This is a genomic window from Paenarthrobacter sp. 4246, from assembly GCF_040546855.1.
In the GTDB taxonomy this organism is placed as follows: domain Bacteria; phylum Actinomycetota; class Actinomycetes; order Actinomycetales; family Micrococcaceae; genus Arthrobacter.
On the sequence record NZ_JBEPOP010000002.1, the window covers coordinates 284,973 to 300,590 of the forward strand.

The 15,618-nt window shown below is 63.7% G+C and carries 18 protein-coding genes; 8 read left to right on the forward strand and 10 right to left on the reverse strand.

Annotated elements, in window-relative coordinates:
- Positions 1-87 precede the first annotated feature (87 nt).
- The gene (locus tag ABIE35_RS04065) at positions 88-1,275 is read left to right on the forward strand and encodes a TerC family protein (protein WP_354512599.1); all 1,188 of its coding nucleotides are present in this window, start codon (positions 88-90) and stop codon (positions 1,273-1,275) included.
- Positions 1,276-1,289: 14 nt separating this feature from the next.
- Here ABIE35_RS04065 and ABIE35_RS04070 read toward each other — a convergent pair whose 3' ends face one another.
- The 5 genes from ABIE35_RS04070 to ABIE35_RS04090 all read right to left on the reverse strand — a co-directional run bounded on the left by ABIE35_RS04070 (position 1,290) and on the right by ABIE35_RS04090 (position 5,371).
- Entirely contained in the window at positions 1,290-1,892 is a 603-nt protein-coding gene (locus ABIE35_RS04070; protein WP_354512600.1) for a TetR/AcrR family transcriptional regulator, read from the reverse strand.
- Positions 1,893-1,904: 12 nt separating this feature from the next.
- Positions 1,905-2,750, reverse strand: coding sequence for an alpha/beta fold hydrolase (locus ABIE35_RS04075; RefSeq protein ID WP_354512602.1), 846 nt, complete (start codon positions 2,748-2,750; stop codon positions 1,905-1,907).
- Positions 2,751-2,776: 26 nt separating this feature from the next.
- Complete coding sequence (locus ABIE35_RS04080; RefSeq protein WP_354512604.1) at positions 2,777-3,772, reverse strand: NADP-dependent oxidoreductase; 996 nt, start codon at positions 3,770-3,772, stop codon at positions 2,777-2,779.
- A gap of 84 nt (positions 3,773-3,856) precedes the next feature.
- Positions 3,857-4,312 (reverse strand): SRPBCC domain-containing protein, encoded by a 456-nt coding sequence (locus tag ABIE35_RS04085; RefSeq protein WP_354512606.1) that lies wholly within the window; start codon positions 4,310-4,312, stop codon positions 3,857-3,859.
- 51 nt (positions 4,313-4,363) lie between these two features.
- Positions 4,364-5,371 carry an AraC family transcriptional regulator gene (locus tag ABIE35_RS04090; protein WP_354512608.1) on the reverse strand — a complete coding sequence of 336 codons (1,008 nt, stop codon included), beginning with the start codon at positions 5,369-5,371 and terminating at the stop codon, positions 4,364-4,366.
- An 80-nt stretch (positions 5,372-5,451) separates the two neighbouring features.
- Here ABIE35_RS04090 and ABIE35_RS04095 point away from each other — a divergent pair, with 80 nt between their 5' ends.
- Complete coding sequence (locus ABIE35_RS04095; protein ID WP_354512609.1) at positions 5,452-5,907, forward strand: anthrone oxygenase family protein; 456 nt, start codon at positions 5,452-5,454, stop codon at positions 5,905-5,907.
- On the opposite strand, the gene ABIE35_RS04100 is transcribed toward ABIE35_RS04095, so the two are convergent.
- Positions 5,904-7,268 (reverse strand): MFS transporter, encoded by a 1,365-nt coding sequence (locus ABIE35_RS04100; RefSeq protein WP_354512611.1) that lies wholly within the window; start codon positions 7,266-7,268, stop codon positions 5,904-5,906. The genes ABIE35_RS04095 and ABIE35_RS04100 overlap by 4 nt on opposite strands.
- Before the next feature lie 180 nt (positions 7,269-7,448).
- Here ABIE35_RS04100 and phnD point away from each other — a divergent pair, with 180 nt between their 5' ends.
- From phnD to ABIE35_RS04125, 5 genes are read left to right on the forward strand one after another with little or no spacing between them, the layout of a single operon-like run.
- Positions 7,449-8,348, forward strand: a complete 900-nt coding sequence (phnD, locus tag ABIE35_RS04105) for a phosphate/phosphite/phosphonate ABC transporter substrate-binding protein (RefSeq protein WP_354512613.1) — start codon at positions 7,449-7,451, stop codon at positions 8,346-8,348.
- Positions 8,345-9,154 (forward strand): phosphonate ABC transporter ATP-binding protein, encoded by an 810-nt coding sequence (phnC, locus tag ABIE35_RS04110; RefSeq protein WP_354512615.1) that lies wholly within the window; start codon positions 8,345-8,347, stop codon positions 9,152-9,154. The genes phnD and phnC overlap by 4 nt, the downstream gene beginning before the upstream one ends.
- Complete coding sequence (gene phnE, locus ABIE35_RS04115) at positions 9,123-9,986, forward strand: phosphonate ABC transporter, permease protein PhnE (RefSeq protein ID WP_354512616.1); 864 nt, start codon at positions 9,123-9,125, stop codon at positions 9,984-9,986. Before phnC ends, phnE begins: the two co-directional genes overlap by 32 nt.
- Before the next feature lie 9 nt (positions 9,987-9,995).
- Positions 9,996-10,763, forward strand: a complete 768-nt coding sequence (locus ABIE35_RS04120; RefSeq protein WP_354512618.1) for a tyrosine-protein phosphatase — start codon at positions 9,996-9,998, stop codon at positions 10,761-10,763.
- On the forward strand, positions 10,756-11,382 hold the full coding sequence (locus tag ABIE35_RS04125; RefSeq protein WP_354512620.1) for a TetR/AcrR family transcriptional regulator: 627 nt from the start codon (positions 10,756-10,758) through the stop codon (positions 11,380-11,382). Before ABIE35_RS04120 ends, ABIE35_RS04125 begins: the two co-directional genes overlap by 8 nt.
- Here the strand turns inward: ABIE35_RS04125 and ABIE35_RS04130 are convergent, their stop codons facing one another.
- A complete protein-coding gene (locus tag ABIE35_RS04130; protein WP_354512622.1) occupies positions 11,383-12,120 on the reverse strand; it encodes an ANTAR domain-containing response regulator in 738 nt (245 codons plus the stop codon).
- A 268-nt stretch (positions 12,121-12,388) separates the two neighbouring features.
- Between ABIE35_RS04130 and ABIE35_RS04135 the strand changes: the two genes are divergently transcribed.
- Positions 12,389-12,793, forward strand: a complete 405-nt coding sequence (locus ABIE35_RS04135) for a hypothetical protein (protein ID WP_354512623.1) — start codon at positions 12,389-12,391, stop codon at positions 12,791-12,793.
- A gap of 35 nt (positions 12,794-12,828) precedes the next feature.
- Here the strand turns inward: ABIE35_RS04135 and ABIE35_RS04140 are convergent, their stop codons facing one another.
- The 3 genes from ABIE35_RS04140 to ABIE35_RS04150 are packed head-to-tail and all read right to left on the reverse strand — an operon-like array spanning position 12,829 to position 15,617.
- On the reverse strand, positions 12,829-13,851 hold the full coding sequence (locus ABIE35_RS04140; protein WP_354512625.1) for a LacI family DNA-binding transcriptional regulator: 1,023 nt from the start codon (positions 13,849-13,851) through the stop codon (positions 12,829-12,831).
- Between the two features lie 25 nt (positions 13,852-13,876).
- Positions 13,877-14,638 (reverse strand): cupin domain-containing protein, encoded by a 762-nt coding sequence (locus ABIE35_RS04145; RefSeq protein ID WP_502921356.1) that lies wholly within the window; start codon positions 14,636-14,638, stop codon positions 13,877-13,879.
- Positions 14,625-15,617 (reverse strand): DUF6807 domain-containing protein, encoded by a 993-nt coding sequence (locus tag ABIE35_RS04150; protein WP_354512627.1) that lies wholly within the window; start codon positions 15,615-15,617, stop codon positions 14,625-14,627. Before ABIE35_RS04150 ends, ABIE35_RS04145 begins: the two co-directional genes overlap by 14 nt.
- Between the last annotated feature and the right edge of the window lies 1 nt (position 15,618).

The window sequence follows — 15,618 nt, forward strand, 5'->3', positions numbered from 1 at the left end:
CGCCCCACCACTCCCGGTAAATTTGATTCCAAGAGTTTGACCCTCGGTGAGCAACACCACTCGCGCGCCTCACGAAAGCAGGATCATATGACCGTCTCTCCCCTCATCTGGGGCATCACCATCGTCGTCATTTTGGCGCTCTTGGCCTTCGACTACTTCTTCCATATCCGTAAGGCACACGTCCCCTCCCTCAAGGAAGCGGCCATCTGGTCTTCCATTTACGTGGGCCTGGCTGTGCTCTTCGGCGTCCTGGTGCTGATCTTCGGCGGCGGCCAAATGGGGTCCGAGTACTTCGCCGGCTACATCACGGAGAAGGCCCTCTCGGTCGACAACCTGTTCGTGTTCCTCATCATCATGGCGAGCTTCCGGGTGCCGCGTGAGGACCAGCAGAAGGTCCTGCTCTTCGGCATCGTTTTCTCGCTGATCGCCCGCACCGGCTTCATTTTCCTGGGCGCCGCGCTGATCAACTCGTTCGCGTGGGTCTTCTACATCTTCGGCCTCATCCTGCTGCTCACGGCAGGCAACCTGCTCAAGCCCGGCGACCACGGTGACGGCCAAGCCAACAACTTCATCATCCGGCTCGCCAAGAAGCTCTTCCACACCACGGATAAATACGACGGCGACAAGCTCTTCACTACCGTCAACGGCAAGCGTGCCCTGACTCCCATGCTCCTGGTTATGGTCGCCATCGGCGGAACGGACATCCTGTTCGCGCTCGACTCCATCCCGGCGATCTTCGGCCTCACGCAGAACGTCTTCATCGTCTTCACCGCTACGGCGTTCTCCCTTATGGGCCTGCGCCAGCTGTACTTCCTGATCGACGGCCTGCTGGACCGCCTCATCTACCTCTCCTACGGCCTGGCAGCCATCCTCGCGTTCATCGGCGTCAAGCTGATCCTGCACGCCCTGCACGAGAACAACCTGCCGTTCATCAACGACGGCGAGCACGTCAACGTCATCGAGATCACCACTGGCCTGTCGCTGAGTGTGATCATCGGCGTCCTGATCGTCACCGTGGTGCTCTCACTGATCAGCCCGGCGGGCAAGGCCCAGACGGCCATCAACAACGCCCGCCGCCATGCCGTGGATTACCTGGACCTCGACTACACCGCGGATGCGAACGAGCGTGAACGCATCTACCGCGCGCTGACGGCGGAAGAGGCGCAGATCGTTCAGATGCCGCTGAAGTATCGGAACAAGGCCAAGGATGTGGAGAAGATCCGCGAGCAGGTGACCGAAGCCCACCGCCAGCACGAGGCTTTCCTCAACCGCTAAGCCCAGCTAAGAAGTCAGGCGCCCAGGAGCACGCTGATCTGATCCCGGATCTCGTCGCCAACCTGGGCGTCTGTCAGTTCTTTGGTGGCCGAGGACGTCATGCTGATGAACATGATCGCGGAGATGATCCGTGCCAGCTTGGCGGGGTCGCGGGCAAGCAGTTGCTCGTCGCGGCCCAGGACGTCGGCAATGGCTTCTTCCGTGCGCATGGTCAGCGACAGCGCCTCTGCGTGGTGCGGCTCGGCGGGATCCCCGAAGACGATTTCCTTCAGGTAGGTACGGCCGTTCTCGATCTGGACGCGGTTGCACTCGATGATGGGCCGGATGATGGCCATCACAGCCTCCAGCACAGCCGTTTCAGCGGCCGCTGCGTCCACCCCATTGGTCAGCGCTTGGGCGTATTTGACGTTGTGCACCAGCAAAAGCAGCTCCGCCTTGGTCTTGGCGTACAGGAACAAGGTTCCCGAGCCGACGTCGGCCTTTTCAGCTACTTGCTGGGTGGTGACCTCATCCACCCCATACTGGGTGAAAAGCTCACGGGCTGCCGCGGTGATGCGCTCAAGCTTCTCCTGCTTATTCCGCTCACGTCGGCCGAGGGTGTGGGGCGCAGGTTGCATGGAGCTACCGTATCAGCGGTCCAGGAACTCGAGGGCTACAGGGACAAACTTGTCGTGGAACTGGAAGATGCCACCGTGCCCGGAGTCGGGGTAGATCACCAGTTCGCTGCCCGGAATCCGGCGGTGCATGTCACTCGAGAGGACGGATGGCACCATGCGGTCGTTGTCACCGTTGGCGATCAGCGTCGGTTGGGTGATGACACCAAGATCGGCCGACGGCAACAGTCCCCACCTGCGGATGGCTTTCAGTTGTGTCTGGAATGCGCGGAGCTTGAAGGGTGCCTCGCGGTTGGTGGTGCGTTCCTTGAGTCGATTAATGAAGGCCCGGGCGGCGGGCTTACCGGCGGCGTTCCTTTTGAAGAACAGGAACTCTTTGGGGTCCTGCCGGGTGAGGGTGCCCCGAAGAACGTCGTAGTAGGTGATTCCGATGATGTTCTGGATGCCTTCCCCACCGGCAGGGCCCGTGCCGGCGAGCACCATCTTGCGAACAAGCCCCGGGTGCTTGAGGACCAGCGCCTGGGCGATCATGCCGCCAAGGGAGAAACCGAAGAGATCCACCTGAGGATAGGCGAGGGCTTGAATGAAGGCAGCGGCGTCCTCGGCCATGCTTTCAATGCTGTCCGGAACGCTGCCCGTGGAGGCGCCCACGCCGCGGTTGCTGAAGGTGATCACATGGTGCTCGGCGGCGATGGGATCGATGATGCGTGGATCCCAGTTGTCCATGGTCCCGGCGAGGTGAATCAGGAAGACCACCGGAACCCCGCCCTTGGGACCCATCTCCCGGTACGCATACGTGACGCCGTTGGCCGTCACCGTCTTCGCCGGCACCTGCACATACGGCTGTTGTTCATTGCTCATGATGGTTGTCCTGTCGGGGTGTTGGTTTAGACATGGCTGACGACGGTCTTGCCGCGGACGCCGCCCTTTTCCAGGGAAGCAAGGACATCGGCTGTCTGATCGAACGGCACCACGCGTCCCAGCACAGGCTTGATGTGGCCGGCGTCGATAAGCGCAGCAATTTCCTTCAGCTGGCCACCATCGGCGCGCATGAAAAGGAACTCGTAGGTGACGCCAAGGCGGCGGGCCTTGCGGCGAATACCCGAGCTCAGCAGGGTTGTCACACCCAGCAGTACAGGGTTTCCACCCAGCTGGCGGGCGAAGCCGGCATCCGGCGGACCCGCGATGCCGATAGCCTTGCCACCCTTCTTCAAGACCGTCAAGGACCGCTCCAGGTTCTCGCCGCCAAGGCTGTCCAGGACGAGGTCGTAGTCGTGAAGGATCTCCACGAAGTCCTCGGTGCGGTAGTCAATCACCACATCAGCACCGAGCTCGCGGGCAAAGTCCTTGTTCCCGGCGCTGACCGTGGTAGCTACCGTTGCGCCCAAGTGCTTGGCCAGCTGGATGGCGATGGAGCCCACTCCCCCGGCACCGGCATGGATGAAGACCTTGTGGCCGGGGCCAACGTTCCCGCGCTCCACCAGCGCCTGCCACGCCGTCAAAGCCACCAGCGGAAGTGAGCCCGCTTCCTCCATGCTGACGGTGGCCGGTTTGATGGCCAGGTCTTCCTCGGCCACGGCGATACGCTCCGCGAAGGTGCCAATGCTGTCCTTGCCGGGGCGCGCGAATACCTCGTCGCCGGGCGAGAAGGACCGCACCTGGGGCCCCACCTGCAGGACCACACCGGCAACGTCATGGCCAAGAACCTGCGGCAGTTTGTACGGGAGGATCTGCTTGAACTCCCCCTGCCTGATCTTCTCGTCCAGCTGGTTCAGGCCGGCCGCGTGAACCTCAACCAGCACATCGTGGTCACCGAGCACCGGCTCCGGGACGTCAATCTGTTGCAGGGGTTCCTTGTACTGGTTGAGGACGAAGGCTTTCACGGGGGTTCTCCGATGACTAATTAACTGACTTAACTCAATTATGAGTTCACTCAGTTATTTAGTCAAGGGGGCCCGCCTCTGACGTCAGTCTGTGTTCTCGGCGGCAGCTTTCAGGTCGGCGGCGAACTGTTCAAAGCTGGCGTCGAACGACGGGATCTTGCTGGCGAACAGCGGAAATATCGGCCCGCCGATGCGCTCGTTCATCTCGAACAGGGTTCCGCCGCCGTTGGTTTCCGTGAGCGTGTACACGCGGGTTCCCATCGCGTCACCCCAGGCCAGCCGGCTGGTGGGCTCGAACTCCTTGACCTTGAGCTTGAACGTGCGGTTGGGATCCAGCGTGGAGACCAGCTGGATGGTGGATCCGGGCTTAATGTCGCCGTCCACCGAAACGATGGTGGAGTTCCACCGCGGATAATCCGACGCCGTGGTCAGCAACGTCCACACGGTGGCCGGGCTGGCGTTGACGGTGGTGGACACCTGGGTGGTGCGGCTGAACGTTTTGCTAACGGTGGTGGCAATTCCATCGGGACTGGGTGACATGGTGTTCCGCTTTCTCCGAAGTGCACGGTTATTGGCCGTCTCCTTCAGATGCTACATTTCGCGACGCTCACCGGCGCCGGTTCCTGCGGATGATTTAGCTGCGTCTTCCGTTCTGCCGTTTGCCGCCTGCGCGGACCGCCGGTATCCACTCGGGCTGACGCCATATTCACGCGAAAACGCGGCACTGAACGTGAACGCATTACTGTAGCCAACCTCTTCCGCGATGACTGCAGTAGTGGCATTGCCGGAGGCCAACCTGTCGGCAGCCAGCGCCAGCCGCCAGGCACTGAGGTACGCCATGGGTGACTGCCCGACGGCGGCACGGAAGCGGGCGGCCATGCTGGCCCTGGAGACGTGGCACCTAAGCGCCAACCCGGCTACGGTCCACGGCGCCGCCGGCTCTTGGTGAAGCAGTTCGAGAGCCTGCGCAACCACTGGTTCGCGGGACGCCTTTGCCCACGTTCCATGGGGCGCGTCTCCCCGGTCCACGCAGGCACGCACAAGGTTCAGCAGGAGGAGATCCAGCAGCCGGTCCAGCGCACTTTCCTGCCCCGGCCGTTGATGGGTGAGTTCGCGTTCCAACATTCCCAACAGACCGCCGTCGAGGGCTTCTTCCCCAAAGACCGCCACCCTGGGCAGCACTGACGTGACCAACTGGCCCACGGCCGCCGGCGATTGGTACGTGCCGATCAGCAGGACTGTTTCGCCAACGGCACTGTTGCCCCACGTCAGCACTCCTCGGGAAAACGTGAGCTCCAACTTTTCGCCGCTGGGGGTGCGGCAGGACTGCTCTGCATCGATGACTACCGTGGGTTCCCTGCCGGGAGCATCAGCCACGATATAGGGTTCCGGCCCTCGGACTGTCGCCGCCTGACCCTGCCGGAGGAGTTGAGGTTCAGCGCTGTCAGCAGTGATCCACGCTTCTCCGCGCACCACCACGATCACTGTCAGGGCGGCCTGGTCCTGGACGTCAATGGCGAAGGGCGGATCCATCACCACGCGGAGGGCAAATGCCGCCTGGGCCCGAGGACCGGTGAGGAATTGCGACAGTGGGTCCATGCGGTCAGCCTAGACGCAAACGTATGAAAAGTGGATCCTTGACCATTCATCGTCCACGCCGGGGAAGGCAGGCTTGAGGCATGACAACTTTTAGCACCTGGCTTCCCGTAGCAGCCGGAACGGGTTCGGCCCTGGTGGGCGGCTTCTACTTCGCTTTCTCCACCCTCGTGATGCCGGCCCTTCGCCACCGGCCAGCGAGTGAAGCGGCCCCCACCATGAACTCCATCAACCGGAGGGCAGTAACCCCGCCATTCATGATCCTGTTCTTCGGCTCGGCCGCCGCCTCCGCCGGCGTGGTGGTCGCCGCCGTCGTCGATCCCGGAAGCCAGCCTCCGCTCCGGGTGGCAGGCGCCGCGGCCTGCCTGGCTGGATTCCTCTCCACCATGGCGATCAATGTGCCGCTGAACAACCGCTTGGCCCAAGGTTCCAGCCAGGATTGGAGCCAGTTCCTGCGGGGCTGGGTTCCGGCCAACCACCTGCGCGCCGCCCTGTCCATCGCGGGCGCGGCGGCGCTGCTGATTCCGCTGAATCCCTAAACAGCGGGTTTTCGCCACATGACAGCCAGCACCAGCACCACGGCGCTCAGACCCAACATCACCAGGACCATGATTCCCCAGTTCGCCTGGTTCACGCCCGGGCCGTAGAGGACACCGATCAACACGGTGGCCGTGATGGCTCCGAGGTAGCGGCAGGTCTGGAAGATTCCGGCGGCCACTCCCCTTTCTTCGGGACGGGCTGACACGTACAGGCCCTGGTTGGAGGCAGTGCTCACCACGCCATAGGGAACGCCCATCAACGCAGTCAGCACGAACACCAGCGGAGCCCACAGCGTCATGGTCAGGAAGCCGAGCGTTCCCGCAGCAACCGTCAGAATCAGGACTCCGGCGATCAGGACGGAACGTACGCCGAACCGCTCGATGAACCTCACCGTCAGTGGCGTCACCACCACCGACAACGCAGCTAGGGGCAGCATGAGCAGGCCGACCACACCGGCGTCGTACTGTCCAGCTTCCTGCAGCAGTTGCGGCAGGCCGAAGAACGCAAAGTAGTAGACCCCGCTGAACACGACGAAAAGCAGGTAGACCAGCAGCAGGGGCCGGTTTCGGCCGAGCAGGCGAAGGTCCAGGAAGGGCGGCTGGAAGCGCAGCTCACGCCAGGCGAAGAGTGCGCCGATCACGGTGGCGGCGCCCAGCAGGTACCAGCGGTATCCCGGCATGACGTTGAGCAGGGCCATCATGGCGAGCATCAGGGAGGTGACGAACGCGAGGATGCCGGGGATGTCGGAATCGCGGATCAGTTGGCCGAGCTTGCCGGTTTCACGCCCGGAATCAACGGGTGCCACTTTGTAGACCACGATCATGGCCAGCAAGGCGATGGGCACGTTGATCGCGAACAACGCCTGCCATCCCACCAGGCTCACCAACAGCCCACCCACTACTGGTCCGACGGCAGCGGCCGAGGTGTTCGCCATCTGGATGCGGCCCAACGGCCGCGTGGACGGCAGGTTAGCCAGCCGGCTCAGTTCGGTGACCATCACGACGGCGGACGGGTACGCCGTCGCGGTCCCCACAGCCATGAGTGCGCGGGCAACGCAGACCAGCGCGAAGTTGGGGAGGAACGGTGCGATGGCGCAGGTGACCGCCACCAACGCCATGCCGAACATGAACAGGCGGCGCGGGCCGAAGCGGTCGGCGAGCCGGCCCATGAGCGGCTGACCTGCGGCGGACGCGAGGTAGAACGAGGTGATCACCCAGGTGACCGTGGCGACGTCGAGCTCGAAATGTTCCCTCAAGACCACCAGTGCGACGGCGATCATGGACGAGTTCAGCGGATTCAGCGCCGTCCCGAGACTCAGCGCAGCGATCGCGAGGCCGGGGCGGGGTTTGTTGACGGTCACCCGCCTAAGTCTGCTCCATGGTTGCCTCGGGTCACGAAACGGGGCCACAGGGCGGACTTTCAAGGAGAGCGCAAACAGTTAACCTCCCCGCCATTTCAAGTACGGCAGTCTCGTAATTCCGATTCAGATACTGCTGGTTTCGTAATTCCGTCACCCCAACACATGACGGAAGGCACCACCATGCACGCTCGTGCAGGCATCATCGCAACTTCGTTCATCGGCCTGTTGGCCATCGGCGCCCTCGCTGGCTGTTCCGGAGACGCCAACGCGGCCGGAGACAACAAGAGCAAGACCGAGATTGTCTTCGCCACTCCCCCAGGGACCGACGATCCCGACGAGCAAGCCATCATGGCCGACCTCGCCACCATGGTTGGCGATGCGTCCGGTCGCACGGTCACCAACCTCCAGCCGGCCGACTACCTCGGCGTCGTCGAAGCCGTCCGCAACGGATCCGTTGACGTCGCAGTCCTCAGCCAGTTCTCCGCAGCTCTCGCCTACAAGACCGACAGCGTGGATCCGCTCCTGGTCTGGCCCGCCAGCACCGAACCTGCCAGCTTCTGCCTGGCCCGGAAGGACAGCGGCATCCAGTCCGCGGCCGAGGTGAAGGGCAAGCAGGTTGCCTTCATCGACCCCGGCTCAACCACCGGCTACTTCATGCCCAAATCACTCCTGGCCAAGGCCGGCCTCACGGACGGGACCGACTACAAGAGCACGTTCGCCGGCTCCCACGACTCGGCAATCCTGGCACTGGCCAACGGCAACGTGGACGTCGCCTGCACCGCCCGCCAGCTCTACCCCACCTTCGTCCAAAAGGGCCTCATCAAGGAGGAAGAGACCACCATCATTGCCAAGTCCGATCCCATCCCGGTCGGCATCTCCATCGTGGTGCGCAAGGACCTGGACAACGAGGCCCGAGAAGCCCTCAAAGCCAAGCTCCCTGCGCTGATGGTCGGCAACGAGAAGGTGTCCAAGACCTTCGGCATCACCGGCGAGCCCGCCAAAGACCCGGAGTTCAGCACGTACGCACCCCTCGTAGACGTGGCCGAGTCCATCGGCGTGGACCTTCAGGACCTCCGATGAGCCTCATGTCACCAACAGAAAGCACGACGGCGGAACTCGCCCCCGCCGGGACACCCACCGTCCGCGCACGTCGCTTACGGGTCCAGTACGGCGAGCAGGTAGCGCTGGCAGGCATCGATCTGGACGTCTATCCCGGCGAAGTCGTAGCGCTGCTGGGTCACTCCGGCTCTGGCAAATCGACGCTCATGAAAACCCTCACTGGCATCGCACCCTTCACTGCTGACGCGCTGGAAGTAGCCGGCCGCTCAGTAGCCCAACTGAATGCCACCGGCCTGCGGGAGCTGCGATCCGACGTCGGATATGTCTTCCAGCACTTCAATCTGGTACCGCGGCTGACCGCCCTCACCAACGTGCTGACCGGCGGACTGCACTCGGCAGGGCCGTTGAACATGCTGGGCACGTTCAACAGGGCGCAGCGGACCATGGCGTTGGAACTGTTGGACCGCGTGGGCCTGGCGCACAAGGCCAAGCAGCCGTGCCGGAGCCTGAGCGGCGGTGAGCAGCAGCGCGTCGCGATTGCCCGCGCCTTGATGCAACAGCCGCGCCTGATCCTCGCCGACGAACCGGTCGCTTCCCTGGACCCGCGGCTCGCCGGCACCATCCTTGGGCTGCTCCGCGACATCGCCCGCGAGGAGCAGATCCCCGTGATCGTCAGCCTGCACGTCGTGGGCCTCGCCCGCCGCTACGCAGACCGCGTCCTTGGCCTGCACTCGGGCGAGCTCGTCTTCGCCGGTCCCGCCACCACCATCACCGAAAAGGAGGTGCACCAGATTTATGGAACAGACACTGAGCTCCTCGAAAACTGAAGCCCCCGCAGATGCATCCAAGACCATCAATACCAGCCTCCCCGAGGCCGACCGGCTCCGCCTGTCCCGTCCCTTCGGTCTCCCCACACCGCGCGGAGCCGCGCTCTGGGTGATCGTCGCCGTCGTGCTGGTCTGGGCCGGAATGGGCGCCGGGTTCAACCCCGATAAACTCCTCAGCGGCATCCCCAACATGGGCAACTTCCTAGGCCGCCTCTTCCCGCCGACATTCGACAAGTTCGGCATCATCATCAAGCTTCTCGTCGAGACCCTGCAGATGGCTTTGGTGGGCACAGTCCTCGGTGCCCTTGCATCGCTGCTGTTGAGCTTCGGCGCGGCCAGCAACATCGCCCCGCGCTGGGTCTACGCCTCCTGCCGGGCTGTGCTGAACGTGCTGCGATCCGTCCCGGAGCTCATCTTCGCGCTGATGTTCGTCTCGGCTGTTGGGTTGGGCCCGTTCGCGGGCATCCTCGCGATCGTGCTGGGCTCGGTAGGATCCATCGGCAAGGTGTACGCCGAAGCCATGGAATCCGTGCAACCAGGGCCGGTGGAAGCACTGACCGCCGTGGGCGCCAACAAGCGCCAGATCATCAGCTACGCCGTCCTGCCCCAAGCTGCGCCCCTGCTGGTGAGCTACACGCTGCTCCTCTTCGAAGGCAACGTCCGCGGCGCCACCATCCTAGGCTTGGTGGGTGCAGGCGGCATCGGATTGGAGCTGACTACCGCCATGCGCATGTACGATTACGGACACCTTTGCGCCATCATCATCAGCATCGTCGTGCTGGTCACCATCATCGACCGGGTCAGCGCCTTCATCCGCGCCAAGCTCAGCTAGGACAATCTTGTGGAAACTTTGGATCTCTCTCCCGTCAACCTGCGCGACCTTGGCGGCCTGCCCGTTTCCGGCGGTATCACCCGTCCCGGCGTGCTGCTGCGCAGCGATGATGTGTCAGTGATGCCGGCGGCTTTCGCCCAGCAAATGGTCGACGACGGCGTCACGTCGGTGATCGATCTTCGCTCACCGGAGGAGGCACTCTTTACCGGGCGGGGCCCGCTGACTGTACCGGGCGTGAGCTACCACCACCTTGCGTTGACGGCGTCGGTTTCATCGCCGGAGGACATCAGTCACGACATGATGACCGCTGCCACTACTCCTGCACATGTGGGCGCTTGGTACGCCAACCTGCTCGAGACCCAGGCCCGGCAGCTCGCCCTCGGCGTGACCCTGGTCGCCATGGCCGACGGCGCCACCGTCTTCCATTGCGCGGCCGGCAAGGATCGTACGGGAGTGTTCGCCGCCGTCGTACTGTCAGCCTTGGGCGCTACTCCGGAAACCATCTCCGCCGACTACGCCGTGACGGCCACCCGCCTGCCGCAGCTGTTCCCCCGACTCCGGGCGATCATGGGTGGGCTCATGCCGGACCGGGTCCTGGACGAGGAAGCCATCAAGGGCATGGGCGCCATGATGGGCGCCCACGCGGAGTCGATGGAGGCGATGCAGACTCTGCTGATTGAACGGCATGGAAGTGTGCTGGAGCCTGTCCGGCGGGCCGGGCTTTCCGACGCCACCATCGCACAGCTCCGTGAGCGCCTGGTGGTTGAGGATGCCTGATTCCGGGGCTGTCGCGGCCGTCGTTGAGCGGCGGCCCGGCAGGCCGCGCGACACCGCATTGGAGTCCACGGTCCTGTCCGCCACGGTGGAGCTGTTGCTGGAACGGGACACTCGTGACGTGACAGTCTCGGCGATTACCGAGCGCTCAGGCGTGAGCCGGGCGGCACTGTACCGGCGCTGGAGCAGCCGCGAGGAACTGATCGCCGCCGCCCTGGACAGCGTCCGGTCCAGCATCGGCTTCCGGCGAAAGGACACCACGCTGGAAACGATCCTCGCCTCGTACGAAGAAGCAGCGATCGACGTCGAGGGCCGCGTGGGCGCGCTGGTGAAGAAGCGCGTGGCCATGGGCTTGGAGAACGATGAACTCCGCGCGCTGTCCTGGAACCGGCATGTGTCACGCCGGCGTGAACCCATCGCTGCGGAAATTCGCCGCGGAATCTCCGCCGGCGAGCTGGCACAGGACGTGGATGTTGAGGCGATGATCGACCTCATCAACGGGCTGTACTACTACCAGTTCGTGGTGCGCCCGCCGGGGTCCGATGCCGCGTCCATCGCTGAAACGAAGGAACGCGTGCGGAACGCCGTGAAGATGGTGTGGGAAGGCGCACTCAGGCGGTAGCTACTCTTCGAAATGCGTCGTAATCTTCCCGGACGACACAGCCGCGATGATCGATTTGGCCAGGTGCCGCAGCTTGATGTTGCGGTTGCTCGAAGCCGTGCGAAGGATGGTGAAGGCCTCTTCCTGGCTGCATTTGTTCTGCGCCATGATCGCGCCGACAGCCAGGTCGATGACCGTTCGGGACTCCATGGCGGCCGCGAGATCGTTCCGGGCGTCGCTGAGTTGTGCGATCTTCAAGGCCAGGCGCAGGGATTTGGCAGCATGCGACGCGAAGACCTCGGCATGTTCAATATCGGACTCGCTGAAAGCGTTGGTCCGCTCGGAGTACAGGTTCAGGGCGGCCCGGGTGTCGCCCTCCACCAACAGCGGAACGCTAAGAACGGACCGCAGTCCTTGATTTGACGCAGCCTGGACATATTCCGGCCAGCGGTGCTCACAGAGGAGATCCGGGACCAGGACAGGCGTCAACTTGTCCATGGCGGTGAGACAGGGGCCCTCAAAGTCATTTTGAAGTTCATCCATGACACGGGCGCGGTCATCACTGCTGGCCGCAGTGGCTGACTTCTTCCTGCGCAGGACCGTGATGCCGCAAAAAACGGGACCATCGGAATGCGAGAGACTCTCTGCCGAGAAGGCTGCGAGATCCGTGAGGAAGGCCTCGACATCTTCGCTGCCCAGAACCAGATCCAGAAAATATCCGTTTTGCAGAGCTTCCTGCTCGGGGCGGGGGTTAACCATATGAAAGCGTTCCTACTGACTGAAATGCGTCCCCAGCAGACAGCAAAGGAGCGTAAATTGCCGCCCTCTGCAAAACGGTCTGGCAATACCTTATCGCCCAACGATCAGCGGTACAAAGTTGGGCGCGAAAGGATTTGACCTGCGGTTACGCAACCCGGAAGAGGCAATTTGTCAAGCCCTGAACGGGTTTCACATCACCAAATAAGTAAGTAGGCTTACTATGCAAGCTGGCCTGGTATACGGGCCGTTCAAGCAAAGGAGTCATCTCATGGGCGTCGAAGACAGCATCCGCAAGGCCACTGAAAACGCGATGGAAGACCTCGCTGGCACATCCAAGCCAGTGAATGACCAACAAGTCCCGGAGCCCGGTAAGAAGGACGACGACATCCAGGTCCACTCGTCCATCAGCGAAGGGTCCAACGCCATGGACTCGGAGGTGCCAAGCGGCAACGGTGGAGCGGCTCGCCATCGCGCGGACGGAGCGCCCGACGGCGGACGGGACTTCAGCGACCAGCGGGACGACGCCGGAGCTCAGCAGGAGGACGGGAACACCCCGGAAGCCGGAGGCGACGTGGCAGGCCCTGCAGGACTGCCCAGCAGCGACCCCGACGACCTCCGCGCAGACCCCTCTGAGGGCGGCGGCGACCCGTCGACGAGCATGGGCCGGGGCTAAGAACCACGATCTGACCGGCAATAGCGGTTTGGGCCCTAGGCGACCGGCGCCGCCGTCGAGCCCCTCACTACCAGCTCCGTGCCAAGCTCGATCCGCTGCGGCAATTCCTCGTCGCCCTCCAGGTGCCGGAGGAGCGCGCGCATGGCGGTTTCGGCCATCTGGACAACGGGCTGGCGGATGGTGGTGAGGCCGGGTTCGATCCATTCCGCGGCGGGGATGTCGTCGAAGCCGATGATGGAGAGATCCTCGGGAATGCGCAGGCCGGCCGAGCGCGCGGCCCGGTAGGCGCCAAGGGCCTGGGCGTCGTTGCCGGTGAAGATCGCCGTAGGCTTCTCGGCCAGGGAAAGCAAAGCCTCAGTCCCCCGAGCCCCGGACTCAGTGGAGAAATCGCCCGGCACCATCAATGATGGGTCAACGTCCACGCCGCCACGACGCAGCGCCGCCAGATACCCGTCCTCGCGGGCACTGCTGCACTGCAGATCCTCACGGCCGCCGATCATGCCAATCCTTGTGTGGCCGAGCTTCAGCAAATGTTCGGTGGCCGAGAACGCACCGTCCCAGTTTGCCGCACCCACGGTCATGAGATCCGGACCCGGTTGCCCCACGGGGTCGATCAGGATCACCGGAATGCCGAGCGACTTGATGCGCTGGATCTGCTTCGCGTCCAGTTCGTACACTGCAAGCAGCACGCCGTCGGACTTTCGCTCCGCAAGGTTTGCCAGCCACGGGCGGATCCTGGACCCGTCCAGCGACAGGCTGCTGACCACGGTGCCGTAGCCGGCTTCCTGGGCGACGCGCTCCACGCCTTCGATGATCTCGCACGCCCATTCAGAGCCCATACCCGGGAACACGAGGTCGATGAGCCCTGCCTTCTTGCTGCGCTTGGCGGGTCGTCGGGCGTAGTCGCGCTTGGCGATGATTTCTTCAACCCTTGCGCGGGTGGCCGCCGCGACGTGGGCATGGCCGTTGAGGACCTTGGAAACAGTGGGCACGGACACTCCGGCCTCCCGGGCGATCTCACTGATCGTCGCCCGTCCCGAGTCCTGCTTGGTAACCATGGTCCCCCACCTTCCCGGCCGGAAATCACGTCCCGGCGATGACAGTTTCGGAAAGTTCCCACGCTTGGATCCGGCCGCACATGCCGTAGATCCTGCGGGTTTTCCGTTCGCCCATCGTAGTCCTCGCGCCCTGCATGTAGAAACTTTCCATGGCCTCGAGGGACAGCAACTGCTGCCCGGTCACGCTGGCCTGCCTCTCTGCGCCGTCGGTGAGGTACCCGCGCCACGTCCCGGTTTTGCCGTTCACCAACCGCGCTGCGGCAGCGTGAAAGTCGGCGAGCGCGGAAGCCCCGGTTTGTTGGACTGCCGCCTTCAGCTCCAGATAACCCTCCAACGCCAAGTCACGACGCCGACGCGCGGCCGCCTCCGCAGCCGCGTCACCGCCGTCGGCGTTCTTCGACGGCAGTGACGCAGCGCGCGCGTAAGTATCGTGATCCACCAGATGCTCGCGCGGGAAGGTCATCACTGCGTCACCATTCTCGGGCAGCCCGGCATTCTGCATCACCACCAGCACCTTGAGATCGCCGGAGTCGTTGACGGCGCGATGCACCGTGCCCGGCGTAAACCAGACCACCGTCCCGGGCGCCAGCGGCGTGGAGGTGAACCCGCGGGAATCCAGCGTCTCCAGGCGACCTAGACCCTGCTGCACCACGTACGCCTCAGTGGACGCAGTGTGCAGATGCGGGGAGCCTCCGGCCGCGCCATCCAGTCCGGGCCAATCGTAAATACTGACCTCGGAAACCGCCGTGGCCCCCGGAAACGAAGTGCACATCTCAGGCCCAGGCATCCAGTGCAGCTTTGGCAGCGCCAGCAAGCGCAGCGGCCTTTTGGTCTTCCAGCGCCCCGTCAGCAATCACGACGGCGTAGCGGTAGGTCAGCGGCTGGCCCTCCTTGAGCGGGACCACTTCGCTGAAGAACGGTGCCGAACCGAGGCAGGCGAACATGGACGAGCGGGCGAACCATTGGTTGGATGCACCCGGGTTGGTTTGGTCCTCCACGAACAGGATGCTGGACTTCCGGCAAGTGACATCGTGCTGGCCGGTGAAGGCAATCCACGGTGAGCGGGTGCCCATGAATTCGTCCGCACCGGTCCCATTTTCGGACCGGAACTCGCCGCCGGTGAAGGATCGGGGTCCGCGCCAGAACAAGCCGCCATACCCCGCGTTGTCGCGGCCCTCGGTGGTGGGGCTGCCGATGCCGATCTCGGCGCCGGAGACGTTGCTCATTTCCGTTTCGAAGAGGAGAACCCAGGCGTTTCCCGTTGGGAGCAGTTGGATGGCAAAACGGCGCTGCTCCCTGATGAGGGGTGCGCCGGCCTGCCCGGACACGGACGCCTGCGCTGCCTGGGATTCGTCCGGTTGGGGAGTCCACAGCAGCGATTCCGCTGCCGTGATGGAGGTGCGGTCGTCTTCGATGCTGGTGAAGGCCTCGTGGTTCATGGCCCCGTTGTTGTCCAGGTTCGAGTAACCGGTCTCGCGGGTGTAGGTGGCTCCGCCCCAGAAGTTGTGGTCACCCACGTTCGGCAACGCCCATGACAATCCCTTGTGCCACACGTGATCCCACGGCCTGGAAATGGTGACCTCGTCCCCCTCCAACGTGGTGAGTGGGTGGAAGAAGGGGCGGGGGCTCTCATACTGGTCGTCCACGGGACGGTACGTGTAGGTGGCGATCTGCTGGTCCCCGACGGTGAACGTCAGGGAACTGCCGTCATCGGTGTAGCTGATGGTGTCCGTCAGGGCTGGAGTGGTCTGGGCTGTGGTGGTCATG